We start from the raw sequence: 11936 nt of genomic DNA on the forward strand, positions 1-11936 counted from the left end.
TGGATAGGATTGTCGTGATGATTTAACCTCCTAAAAGTTTTGAATAGCATAGGCTACCTGAGAAGCTTCGTACAAAACTAGCATCGGAAGCATACGCTAAAAGTTTGTAAACAAATAAAGACCCATTCATTTCCGGTGGGAAATAAATGGGTCAAAAAGTTCATTCTGCATAGGAACACTAAAAAATGCATGGGATGAAAATTCTGCTCCACTTCCCTCCGCTGGTATGATCCAGATCAGGTTCCAAGGGTCCGGAGCTTGAAGCTCCGTCTCAGTCGGCCGACTCCCCTAGTGAAATAACAGGTCCATATTTAATTTGTTTATAAATATACCATATCTTTCTGAGATGTAAAGAGAGGATCTTGTGAAGGATTATTCTAAGAATGGGTAATATAAGGGTAGAGATTTACCTAATATTACAATTCCGATGTATATAATCGGAAAAAATCATTGACGGTAAACAGAAGCCAGTGTAGTATACAATTTACCGGAATAATTCCGGGTAAAGAGAGGGGAATTAGTAATGAGAAAATTAAGTTTAACTATTCTGCTGGCATTAACCGTGGTGTTAGTAGCGGCATGCGGCAATAATTCGAATACCGATACTTCTAAGAACTCTTCAGCTGGAACTAATGGTGGTGCAGCATCTACAGCGCAAAATAGTCTGGAAGCTGTTAAAGCTAGCGGCAAATTGCGGATAGGAACAGAAGGGACCTACGCACCCTTTACTTATCATGACGCTTCGGGTAAACTGACCGGTTTTGACGTAGAAATTGCTGAGGAAGTAGCGAAGCGTCTCGGTGTTGAGCCTGAATTTTTTGAGACACAGTGGGATGGTATTTTTGCCGGGATGGATGCCAAGCGGTTTGATGTTATTTTTAACGAAGTATCCATTAATGAAGATCGTAAAGTGAAATATGATTTCTCTGAACCATATATCGTATCTAAAGCGGTATTGATTGTGAGTGAAGACAATAATGATATCAAGACCTTTGCAGATCTTAAGGGTAAAAAAGCCGGACAATCTCTAACCAGTAACCTGTCCGATATCGCCCGTAAGAACGGCGCTGAAATTGTAGCTACAGACGGCTTTAATCAAGCGATGGACCTACTGACCTCGGGTCGTATTGATGCGACTGTAAATGATGGCTTGTCTTATCTGGATCTGAAAAAACAGAAGCCTGATGTGAAAATTAAAGTGGTGGATGAGATTCCTGAAGGTTCGCAAAGCGCTGCTGTGTTCTTGAAAGGTAACGATGAGTTGGTAAAAGCAGTTAGTGATGCAATTGTTGAAATGAAGAGCGATGGCACGTACTTAAAGATTTCTGAGAAATACTTTGGTGCTGACGTTTCAAAATAATACAAGGTTTCAGAAGCTAACTAGCTTGGAGCCAAAAAAGGATGTCTGAAAATGGATGACCGTAAAATACAAATTTTCTTAGATTCACTGCTACCCCTGCTAAAAGCCGGGGTGGCTTTTACCATTCCTTTGGCATTGATATCATTTGCTCTGGGATTGATATTAGCGATATTGACTGCATTAGCTCGGCTCTCCCCGTGGGTGCTACCGAAGCTAATCGCCCGCTTTTATGTATGGGTCATTCGCGGAACCCCATTGTTAGTACAGCTATTTATTATATTCTATGGTTTACCCGCAGTTGGAATTGTGCTCGACCCATTCATAGCCGCGACCATTGGATTTACTCTTAGTGTAGGAGCATATTCATCAGAAATCGTACGTGCTGCTATCCTGTCGATACATAAAGGCCAATGGGAAGCGGCCTTCTCCGTTGGGATGACTCGTGCGCAAGCGTTGCGCCGTGTTATACTGCCACAAGCTGCCCGTGTTTCTGTACCGCCGTTATCGAATTCCTTTATTAGCTTGGTGAAAGACACTTCACTTGCAGCGACCATTACCTATACGGAGATGTTCAGAACAGCACAGCAGGTTGCTTCCACCTCCTACGAGCCACTGCTGATCTATTGCGAAGCAGGATTGTTCTATTTACTATTCTGCTCTGTTTTATCAGCACTGCAAAATTACTTGGAGAAACGACTGAGTCGTTACTCTGCGAGCTAAGGGAGAGACTGTTATGATTGAAATACTTAATTTGCATAAATCCTTCGGTGAGCTGCAGGTATTAAAGGGCATTGATCTTAAAATGGAGCATGGTAAGGTGCTAGTTATTATTGGTCCATCGGGATCTGGTAAAACAACGCTTTTACGCTGCTTTAATCTGCTTGAAGTTCCTGATCAAGGAAGCTTATCGCTCAGTGATATTAAAATTAATTTCACGGATCATAAGAAAATCCCCCAGAAGTCCATTTTGGCATTACGACAAAAAACAGGGATGGTCTTTCAATCCTATAATCTTTTTCCGCATATGACTGCATTAGGCAACGTAATGGAGGGGCAGGTGACGGTCCAGAAACGATCCAAGGACGAAGCCCGCGAACGTGCCCTTCAGTTGTTAACAAAAGTAGGCTTGGCAGAGAAAGCGGATGCATATCCGCATCAGCTATCAGGTGGACAGCAGCAACGGGTTGCTATCGCTCGTGCCATGGCAGTAGATCCAGAGGTGCTACTGTTCGATGAGCCTACCTCGGCGCTAGATCCTGAGCTGGTGGGGGAAGTGCTAAAGGTTATTAAACAGTTAGCGGCAGAAGGAATGACGATGGTGATTGTGACCCATGAGATGAAATTTGCTGCTGATGTGGCTGACCGAATCATTCTGATGGATGGAGGCCATATTCTAGAGCAAGGGACACCGCAAGAAGTTCTTGAGCATCCGAAGCATCCTCGTGCTTTGCAATTTCTGAACAGAATTAGCGGTGAAGAAGGTTAGAAGAAGATCAAAACGCAAAAAAAAAAGCAGTTCAGGACTATGCCTGGGCTGCTTCTTCGTGTTTATCGTTCAGATTAGTGGTGTATCGTTTTAGGCTAGGATTTAATGCCAGTTTTGAGGAATTCCAAAGCGTTAAAGAGCATAATCGCAGCTTCAGCGCGTGTGATTTCGCTTTTCGGATTAAACTTTCCGTTAGCGTCTAAACTATTGATCTTGTATTTAAGCGAACGTTGAATACTGCCTTGATAAGAGGGGTTCAGCGCAGCGTCGTCAGCGATATCTACGGGCACTATATTAATCATTGGCAGATTCCCAATGCCTTCGACCCCTTGTACTAGGTAATTTGTGAACTCTTCTTTGGTTATTGTTTTGGTAGGATCGATATCCTTAGGAAGCTCGACACGATTGTAGTACGCATTGATAAAAGCCTCAGCATACCAAGCTTTATCTTTGACTTTCGTGAACAAGCCGCTAGCAACAGGAGCTTTGTTGAAATCAATGGCCGCGAGGCTAAGCTGGAGCCCGCCCGATATGAACTGGATCCCTTGTGCTGTTGTTACTTTGGAGCTAGGCAGGAATTGGGATTCAGTAACCCCTTTGATTAAGCCTTGAGTTTTTAAAGAAATGATTTTTTCTTTGCCGTTTATGTTATCAATATCCTTAAAGGTGTTTCCGGCTGCAAATATTTGGCCACCCAAAGAGAAGGAGAGAATGCTAACGGTTGTAATCGCGGCTAACGTTCTTTTTTTCATATTCATGGTTATTTCACCTCGTTGTAGGGATAGGCCTCGTGGCCGCTATCACAAACTTAAACGCAGAAAAATATGGAAAGGTTGCGGTCAAACCTATAATATTTCACGAAAAAGTAGATTTTGGTAGAAAAATAGGCAGGATTGGGTGAAAGAACTTTGGATAAGAGAGCTGAAATGTTATAATGATGTCAGGCTCTATTCATTCGTGATTATTTTTGATATGATTATATCGTAACGATTACTATTTACGTTTAATATTTTGATGCATAAATGGGTGCGTCTCAGTGGATACGGATGTTAAATCATTCCGGGAAGGTAGGAGAACAAATGGATCAAATTTCAAATATCAGTCAGCTGTTTGCTGCGCAAAAGTATAAATTAACGCCCCAGCGTGAAGCCATAGTGAACATATTGCTCGACAATGAGAAAGATCATCTTAGTGTAGAAGAAGTATATATGCTCGTTAAGAATAGCTATCCGCATTTAGGGCTAGCAACGGTATACCGTACACTTGAGCTCTTATGCGAGCTTCACATTGTAGAAAAGATGAACTTCGGAGATGGAGTCGCTCGTTACGATCTGCGCGGAAATGATCATTCTCACATGCATCATCATTTGATATGCAGTGTGTGCGGCAGGTTGGAGGAAATTAAGGATGACTGGCTGGTGGAGCTGGAGAAAAGAGTGGAACGTGAATATGGCTTTAACGTCACGGATCACCGCCTTGATTTCAAGGGCACTTATGGCACATGTAAACGTACCGGCTGTAAAAAAGAAAAAGCAAACAAAGCGGTCTCATAAGCCCGCTTTCTAATCAAAAGAAGAGGCTGCCTCAGAAGTAGTAAATGCTACTCATGGGGCAGCCTCTTTTTCGGAGAGTAATTAGGGGAGAACTCCCTCTAAATAACTGTTAAAGGAAATCCTCTTATGGGATAGCCTGCGTCTTTTTAGCTTCGAGTGGGCACGAAGGATTTAATCCATGTTCCGAAGCTGCCAGGGTTACGGCTCTGAACGAGGATGACACCTTCTCCGCGGAATCGGCAGACGAGCGCTTCACCACTGGTTAAACTGTTTAACCAGCCAGAGGCTGCTTTTTCTACCTTGTAATCCATATAATCTGGCCAGGCCACGAGATGTCCATTATCGATAATCATCTCTTCACCAGGTGCTAAATTAATGGCGTGGATCGCTCCGAAGGAGGATAGGAATACTGTTCCTCTACCGCTAATTTCTACAATGAAGAAGCCTTCACCGGAGAACAGTCCGCGCGTTAAATTTTGCATTTTGGTATTTACTTGAATGCCTTCCGTTCCGGCTAAGAATCCGTCCTTTTGAACTAACAGCTTATAGGATCCATCTAATTCGATAGCTTGGATATCACCTAAAGATCCAGGAGACAGTAGGACCTCACTTTGACCACGGATAGCTCTGAGTTCCTGGAAGAAGAACTTTTCACCGCTCAGCATTCTTCCCAGACCCCGCATTACGCCTCCATCAGCCGTTCCTTTTAATTCTACGTTAGGAGACATGGCAACCATTGCGCCCATCTCAGCTTTAACGCTTTCGCCGGGGTCCAAATATACCTTCAACATAGCAAAAGCACCCTCGTACAAAACATCGTATTTCATCACTAAAAACCTCCGAATCTATTTAGATAAGTTAGAAAACTAGCAGTGATCTCATTGTAACGGAATTCTGGCTGCGCTCATAGTCTGTATTATGTTAAACTGTAGTTGTCTGATAGTTCACCAATGAATAGGAGAGTGGTGCCACATGGCACGAACCAAAACTCAAAAAGCCTTGCTAAAGGCAGAGCGCTCAGGAACCTGGTGCGCAGCTCAAAGTCGAAGATCCAATGGAGATTATGGCGCCATTTCACAGCATGTACGGTTAACGCCGAGCAAGCAGCAGCAACTGAATAAGAATAAATACAAGGAGCAGATCTTCCAAGATGATGCTCCTTTTTATTTGGCCATTTGAAATGAATATGTCACTAAGAATATACTGGTTGAAGACATAAAGGGATAGGAGATGTGTAATTAATGAAACAAAACAAATACGACGATACGAATTTCTTCTCAGCCTATAAACAAATGCCTCGTTCCATTGGTGGACTTGAAGCCGCGGGGGAATGGCATGTATTACAACCTTTGATCCCAGACTTACATAATAAAAGTGTACTTGATTTAGGCTGCGGTTTCGGCTGGCACTGTTTATATGCACGTGAGCAGCATGCGAGTTCCGTCATTGGCGTAGATATCTCTGAAAAGATGCTTCAAGAAGCACGTGAAAAAACAGACGACCCTGCTATTTCTTATATCCAGATGCCGATTGAGGACATTGAATTTGCGAGCGAACAATTTGATGTGGTTATAAGTTCATTGGCCTTGCATTATATCGAGTCCTTTGAAGCCATTTGCCGCAAGATACATGCTTACCTTAAGCCGGGTGGCAGCTTTATCTTTTCAGTGGAGCATCCCATCTTTACTTCTCGAAATGAACAGGACTGGTACGTGGATGACGAAGGCAATCGGCTACATTGGCCTGTAGATTATTATCAGTCAGAGGGATTGCGCGAAACCAAATTCTTAACAGAAAATGTGATTAAATATCATCGTACGATCTCTACCTATTTCAATGATCTGATTGGAGCAGGATTTGCAATAAAAGCTGTAAGGGAGCCTATGCCATCCGATGAAATGAAAAATGATCCATGGATGAAGGACGAGGATCGTAGACCGATGTTCCTAATTATTTCAGCTGAAAAACAATAATCTCACTACCATGAGTTTTGTTTGAATATAGAAGCAGGGGCTATCCTTGAAGTAGTTTATCTACTAAAGGGATAGCCCCATCTTGTTCATACTTGGGCTCTACTGTGTACACGGTACTGTCTAGGGGACATGCCGAAACGACTTCGGAATACGCGATGAAAATAAGTATAGTTCGCGAAACCGCAGGTTTCTGCTACTTGCTCCAGCGGCATAGGGCTGAAGGTTATTCGTTCTCTTGCCATCTCTAGCCGGACATCATTTACATATTTAATAATACTTGTACCGAAAGCTTCCTTAAATAAATGAACGGCACGGGAGACGGATATATCTACATGAGCTGCAACATCCTCCAACAGAAAAGGCAAGGTTGCATGTTCCTCGACATATTGCTTCATGCGGTAGGCCAGATAACCTTTTGGAGTAATTGCTGGCTGATCTGTAATAAGTCGGTCGATTTCCATACATAGGATTTGCAGATAACAGGCGGATATCGCTGGTGAGAAATCGGATAGACGTCTGTGCTCAAGAATCAGTTGACGAAACAAGCCGAGGAAATTCTCGCTTAGTGGCACGCTTAAGAGTGCGGGTCTCTGAGCGCGTTGCCACCATTCAACAATCCATGTCCCTTCACAAAAAATATGATAATCTCCGCTTTCAATCCGCGGTTTGCCTACAGGATACTCTTCCTTATCAATAATTAAATAGTATGGATCATTAGGAGCAAACAGCATAATGTCGCCGCTTTCCACAGGAGTCATTACACCGTCGATCATAGCGCGACTACGTCCTTCGGTTTGTAGACGAATTAAAAAGTTCTGATTCCCATGACTATGTGACATATGAAAAGGTTTGCGGTGAAAGGAAAATCCAGCTGATAATACGTGACAGGTAGTTGATTGAGTCATAGGTCCTCCTTGATGTGTAGAAATGATAATCAGATTGTTCATGTTTTAATCATATTATTCATTTTATTATATACGCTTTCATATTACTATGTACCTAAGCAATAAAGAAAGAAATCGACCATGTACGCTATACGGAGTCGATATTAGCTATGCAAACAAGAGTGGATGTTAATGGAAACTAATGGGAATCAGATTAGTCAATTCTGCAACAGCATTATTGTTCAAGTGATTGCTGCTATTGATCTCATTGGGGACGAGCAGCGGAAAAAAGTCTATACGAATTAGTAAGCTAACCCTAAACCCATTGGAGTGATTAGAAAATGCTGAAGATAGGTCTGCAATTGTATACGCTTAGAGAAGAACTGGAACAGGATTTTGAAGGAACACTACGCAAGGTAGCAGCCCTTGGATATAAAGGGGTAGAGTTTTTTCACTATTTCGGCCGTACCGCAGCAGAAGTTAAACAATTGCTAAATGAGCTTGGACTGGTCGCGCTCGGCGCACATCGTCCTTATGACGCATTGTTGAATGATACAGAAGCAGAAATCGCTTACAATCTTGAGATTGGAAATCCTAATTTGATTGTTCCTTATCTCTCAGAAGAACAACGGAACTATGAAGAAGTTGCCGCGAATCTGAAGGTTATTGGAGAAAAGTGCAAAGCGGGCGGAGCAGTTCTTCTGTATCACAATCATGATTTCGAGTTAACGGATAAATATGGTGATAGTGACCGTACTGCTTTTGATGGATTGTTTGACGAGGTTCCGGCTGATCTACTGCAAGTGGAAATGGATACTTGCTGGGTACATCATGCAGGCTATGATCCAGTTGAATATATCAACAAATACGCAGGTCGACTGCCAATCATCCATCTGAAGGATTTGAAGAAAAATGAAGATGGAACTCCGGAAACAGTTGTACTGGGTGAAGGTGAAGTGAACCTTACTGCAATTTTAAATGCAGCTGTACAGGCAAATGTGGAGTGGGCGGTAGTAGAGCAGGATTTCTGCAGTCGTTCACCATTAGAAAGTGTTGAAGATAGTTTGAAATGGGTAAAAGCATACGCAAATCAAGGAGGAAAAGTTCATGTCTAATAAGTTGAAAATTGCTATTGTAGGTTGCGGTGGTATCGCAAATGGAAAACATATGCCAAGTTTGTCACGTCAGAAGGATGCTGAAATGGTAGCTTTCTGCGATATCGTTGAAGAACGTGCACAAGAAGCAGCTAAGACTTATGGCGCTGAAGGCGCTGTTGTTTATACAGATTACACCGAGCTTTTGAAAGCTGGCGGATTTGATATTGTCCATGTCTGCACACCGAATGACAGTCACTCCGTGATTACCGTTGCTGCTTTGGAAGCTGGCAATCATGTAATGTGTGAAAAGCCTATGGCTAAGACCACAGCCCAAGCTCAGGAAATGCTTGATGCAGCCAATCGTACAGGAAAGAAGCTGACTGTAGGTTACCAGAACCGTTATCGTTCGGATAGTGAGTACCTTAAAGCGGTCTGCGAAAACGGCGAGCTTGGTGAGATTTATTATGCAAAAGCAATTGCGCTGCGTCGTCGTGCAGTTCCTACTTGGGGCGTATTCCTGGATGAAGAGAAACAAGGCGGCGGTCCACTGATCGATATCGGAACACATGCACTTGATCTTACTTTATGGATGATGGATAATTATAAACCACGCAGTGTTATGGGTTCGGCTTTTCATAAGCTGGGCAACCGTCAGAACGGTGGTAACGCATTTGGTCCTTGGGATCCAGAGCAATTTAAAGTAGAAGATTCTGCTTTTGGATTTATTACCATGGAAAATGGTGCTACAATTGTATTGGAGTCCAGTTGGGCGCTTAATGTATCTGAGTATAGAGAAGCTCAAACGCTTCTGGCAGGTACTGAGGGTGGTGCAGATATGAAGGATGGCCTACGCCTAAATGGTGATCGTGGTGGACGTCTGTATGAGACCAAAGTAGACTTGTCTGCTGGCGGTGTAGCTTTCTATGATGGAGGTCAAGAGAGTGAATCCGATCGTGAAGCTCGCCTATGGCTTGAAGCGGTTAGAGAAGACAAGGAGCCTGTCGTTAAACCTGAACAGGCCCTCGTCGTTACTCAAATCTTGGAAGCTATTTATGAATCTTCACGTACAGGTCGCGCTGTGTATTTTGACGGCACATCAGATAATTAAGATAATTAATTGAGAAACAGGAGTGGAAGTCATGAGCTCAAACATACATTCCGTAGTCATCGTTGGCTTTGGAGGAATGGGGAAATATCACGCAGAATTGATTAAAATGAATAATTCCTTAGAAGTGGTAGGAACGTACGACGTGCTTGAAGCACGTCGTACGGACTCCATCAAAGTTGGCTACAAGGTATATGAAAGTTATGAAGAAGTATTAGCAGATCCTGGGGTTGAGATTGTTCTTATTGCGACGCCAAATGATGTGCACAAAGAAATTGCTATACGTGCGCTCCAAGCTGGCAAACATGTAATTTGTGAGAAGCCGGTCGCGATGTCGAAGGTAGAGCTTCAAGAAATGCTGGCCGCTGCGGATGCAGCAGGGCGTGTGTTTATGGTTCACCAGAATAGACGTTGGGATGGAGATTTCTTAACCATCAAAAAGATTTATGATCAGGAGACGGTCGGCTCGTTATTCCAGATTGAATCCCGTGTACATGGGGCGAATGGTATTCCCGGGGACTGGCGTCATGTCAAGGCACAAGGTGGAGGTATGCTGCTGGATTGGGGCGTTCATTTATTGGACCAGCTCTTATTTATGATCGACAGCAAAGTCACCAGTGTGAGCAGCAGTCTGAGCTTTATTCTAGGAAATGATGTAGATGATGGTTTTGAAGCGATCCTGCAATTTGAGAATGGGATAAAAGCTATCGTTGAGGTTGGCACAACTAACTTTATCACACTGCCTAGATGGTATGTGAAGGGTATTGAAGGAACGGGTATTATCGAGGATTGGTCTTTAACGGGTCGTTTGGTCACTAGAAACAATGAAGGTGAAAAGATCGAGCCTAAGCCTATACGCGCAGGTGTTGGTTTAACCAAAACTATGGCGCCTCCTTCGGAAGGGGCTACCATTACTGAAGCTTTACCTAAACCAGCGGAACTAGGCTCTAGCTTCTATGACAATTTCGCAGCCGTAATTGAGGGAACAGCCGAACCAATCGTTAAGAATGCCGAAGTAATGCGTGTTCAGAATTTGATTGAGGCTATTTTTGAATCCGCAGAGAAGAATCAAGTGCTGAAAGACTTCGATATGTATGGTGAAGGTAAGTAAACTACTAGTAAAAGAGGTGACTTACAGTGAAACTTGGAGTATTTATGGTCTTGTTTGGCGGTCGCAAGCTGGAGGATGCTCTTGATTATGTTGCGTCCAAAGGACTAAAGGCGGTAGAGATTGGTACAGGAGGCAATCCTGGTAACAGTCATTGTGATCCTAAGATGCTTCTCGAGAATGAGACAGCATTGAAAGAATTCAAACATGCTGTGGAATCCCGTGGATTAACGATCAGTGCACTGAGCTGTCACGGAAATCCCCTACACCCACAAAAAGAGCTTGCCCAGAAGGACCATGAGGATTTTGTCAACTCGGTCAAATTGGCACAGAAGCTAGGTGTTCCAGTTGTTAATACCTTCTCTGGTTGTCCAGGTGATCATGAGGGTGCCAAGTATCCGAACTGGCCGGTAGCTCCATGGCCAAATGACTATCAAGAAATTCTGGATTGGCAATGGGAGAATAAAGTGATTCCTTACTGGACTGAATGGGGAGCCTTTGCGGCAAAGCATGATGTGAAGGTTGGTCTTGAACTGCACGGCGGATTCTCCGTTCACACACCGGGTACTCTCCTGCGTTTGAGAGAAGCTGCGGGTGAAGTAATCGGGGCGAACCTTGATCCGAGTCATATGTGGTGGCAAGGAATTGATCCGGTACAGGCGATTCATATTTTGGGGCGCCAAGGTGCAATCCATCACTTCCACGCTAAAGACACTGTCATTGATCCAGTTAATGTTAATATGCATGGTTTAACCGATATGCAATCCTATACCAAAATGCTTGACCGTGCTTGGCAGTTCCGTTCGGTCGGCTTTGGACATGATCTTAAGACTTGGGCTGACATTATTAGTGCTCTTCGTTTGGTAGGATACGATTATGTAGTAAGTATTGAGCATGAAGATGGGTTGATGTCTGTGGAAGAGGGCTTCTCCAAAGCAGTAAGTAATCTGCAACAAGTATTGATTGAGGAGCCACTGACAGAAATGTGGTGGGTTTAAATTATTTGGTTTAGACATAAGAAATGACGTGCGCAAGCACGTCATTTTTCCTGTATCAATACTGTGAATCTTAAACCATACTAATTGGAGGACGATCCATGCAGCCGATAAAAATACAGAGAGAACATAAACTTCAGATTACATCCAGCATTCAAGATTATTTTGATACGGAGTTATCTAGCGAAATTGGCCAATTAGCAAGTGAGAATCTTCTTGATTTTATGCTCAAAGAACTCTCACCTTATATTTACAACCAGGCACTGGCAGACGCCCGCAAAGTAATTGAGCATAAGATGATTTCCATTGAAGAAGAATTGTATGCACTTGAGCAACCCATAACGTCTGATAGAAGATAGTCCGTAACATAATTTT

Annotated in this window: 14 protein-coding genes and 1 riboswitch; of the genes, 11 read left to right on the top strand and 3 right to left on the bottom strand. The window is 43.2% G+C overall.

Annotated features, from left to right (window positions below):
• Positions 1 to 196: 196 nt before the first annotated feature.
• Positions 197 to 300, bottom strand: a riboswitch (TPP riboswitch).
• 223 nt (positions 301 to 523) lie between these two features.
• Genes QNH28_RS12410 through QNH28_RS12420 form a run of 3 tightly spaced genes read left to right on the top strand, consistent with a single transcriptional unit; the run spans position 524 to position 2846 of the window.
• Positions 524 to 1360: an amino acid ABC transporter substrate-binding protein gene (locus QNH28_RS12410; RefSeq protein ID WP_283911618.1), complete on the top strand. Its 837-nt coding sequence runs from the start codon at positions 524 to 526 to the stop codon at positions 1358 to 1360.
• A 51-nt stretch (positions 1361 to 1411) separates the two neighbouring features.
• Positions 1412 to 2080, top strand: coding sequence for an amino acid ABC transporter permease (locus QNH28_RS12415; RefSeq protein WP_283911619.1), 669 nt, complete (start codon positions 1412 to 1414; stop codon positions 2078 to 2080).
• 13 nt (positions 2081 to 2093) lie between these two features.
• Complete coding sequence (locus tag QNH28_RS12420) at positions 2094 to 2846, top strand: amino acid ABC transporter ATP-binding protein (RefSeq protein ID WP_283911620.1); 753 nt, start codon at positions 2094 to 2096, stop codon at positions 2844 to 2846.
• A 95-nt stretch (positions 2847 to 2941) separates the two neighbouring features.
• On the opposite strand, the gene QNH28_RS12425 is transcribed toward QNH28_RS12420, so the two are convergent.
• Complete coding sequence (locus QNH28_RS12425) at positions 2942 to 3604, bottom strand: S-layer homology domain-containing protein (protein WP_283911621.1); 663 nt, start codon at positions 3602 to 3604, stop codon at positions 2942 to 2944.
• Positions 3605 to 3925: 321 nt separating this feature from the next.
• On the opposite strand from QNH28_RS12425, the gene QNH28_RS12430 reads away from it, so the two are divergent.
• Positions 3926 to 4399, top strand: coding sequence for a Fur family transcriptional regulator (locus tag QNH28_RS12430; RefSeq protein ID WP_283911622.1), 474 nt, complete (start codon positions 3926 to 3928; stop codon positions 4397 to 4399).
• A 146-nt stretch (positions 4400 to 4545) separates the two neighbouring features.
• On the opposite strand, the gene QNH28_RS12435 is transcribed toward QNH28_RS12430, so the two are convergent.
• Positions 4546 to 5226 carry a TIGR00266 family protein gene (locus tag QNH28_RS12435; RefSeq protein WP_042187527.1) on the bottom strand — a complete coding sequence of 227 codons (681 nt, stop codon included), beginning with the start codon at positions 5224 to 5226 and terminating at the stop codon, positions 4546 to 4548.
• Between the two features lie 145 nt (positions 5227 to 5371).
• Between QNH28_RS12435 and QNH28_RS12440 the strand changes: the two genes are divergently transcribed.
• Positions 5372 to 5578, top strand: coding sequence for a hypothetical protein (locus tag QNH28_RS12440; RefSeq protein WP_283911623.1), 207 nt, complete (start codon positions 5372 to 5374; stop codon positions 5576 to 5578).
• A 62-nt stretch (positions 5579 to 5640) separates the two neighbouring features.
• A complete protein-coding gene (locus tag QNH28_RS12445; RefSeq protein ID WP_283911624.1) occupies positions 5641 to 6372 on the top strand; it encodes a class I SAM-dependent methyltransferase in 732 nt (243 codons plus the stop codon).
• An 86-nt stretch (positions 6373 to 6458) separates the two neighbouring features.
• Here the strand turns inward: QNH28_RS12445 and QNH28_RS12450 are convergent, their stop codons facing one another.
• Positions 6459 to 7277 (bottom strand): AraC family transcriptional regulator, encoded by an 819-nt coding sequence (locus QNH28_RS12450; protein ID WP_283912131.1) that lies wholly within the window; start codon positions 7275 to 7277, stop codon positions 6459 to 6461.
• Between the two features lie 320 nt (positions 7278 to 7597).
• Here QNH28_RS12450 and QNH28_RS12455 point away from each other — a divergent pair, with 320 nt between their 5' ends.
• The 5 genes from QNH28_RS12455 to QNH28_RS12475 all read left to right on the top strand — a co-directional run bounded on the left by QNH28_RS12455 (position 7598) and on the right by QNH28_RS12475 (position 11920).
• Positions 7598 to 8371 (top strand): sugar phosphate isomerase/epimerase family protein, encoded by a 774-nt coding sequence (locus QNH28_RS12455; protein ID WP_283911625.1) that lies wholly within the window; start codon positions 7598 to 7600, stop codon positions 8369 to 8371.
• Positions 8364 to 9461, top strand: coding sequence for a Gfo/Idh/MocA family protein (locus QNH28_RS12460; RefSeq protein WP_283911626.1), 1098 nt, complete (start codon positions 8364 to 8366; stop codon positions 9459 to 9461). Before QNH28_RS12455 ends, QNH28_RS12460 begins: the two co-directional genes overlap by 8 nt.
• Positions 9462 to 9492: 31 nt before the next feature.
• Positions 9493 to 10569: a Gfo/Idh/MocA family protein gene (locus QNH28_RS12465; RefSeq protein ID WP_283911627.1), complete on the top strand. Its 1077-nt coding sequence runs from the start codon at positions 9493 to 9495 to the stop codon at positions 10567 to 10569.
• A 26-nt stretch (positions 10570 to 10595) separates the two neighbouring features.
• Entirely contained in the window at positions 10596 to 11564 is a 969-nt protein-coding gene (locus QNH28_RS12470) for a sugar phosphate isomerase/epimerase family protein (protein WP_283911628.1), read from the top strand.
• Positions 11565 to 11662: 98 nt separating this feature from the next.
• The gene (locus QNH28_RS12475; protein WP_283911629.1) at positions 11663 to 11920 is read left to right on the top strand and encodes a DUF2164 domain-containing protein; all 258 of its coding nucleotides are present in this window, start codon (positions 11663 to 11665) and stop codon (positions 11918 to 11920) included.
• Positions 11921 to 11936 lie beyond the last annotated feature (16 nt).

The sequence above is a fragment of the Paenibacillus sp. G2S3 genome (assembly GCF_030123105.1).
Lineage (GTDB): Bacteria > Bacillota > Bacilli > Paenibacillales > Paenibacillaceae > Paenibacillus_AQ.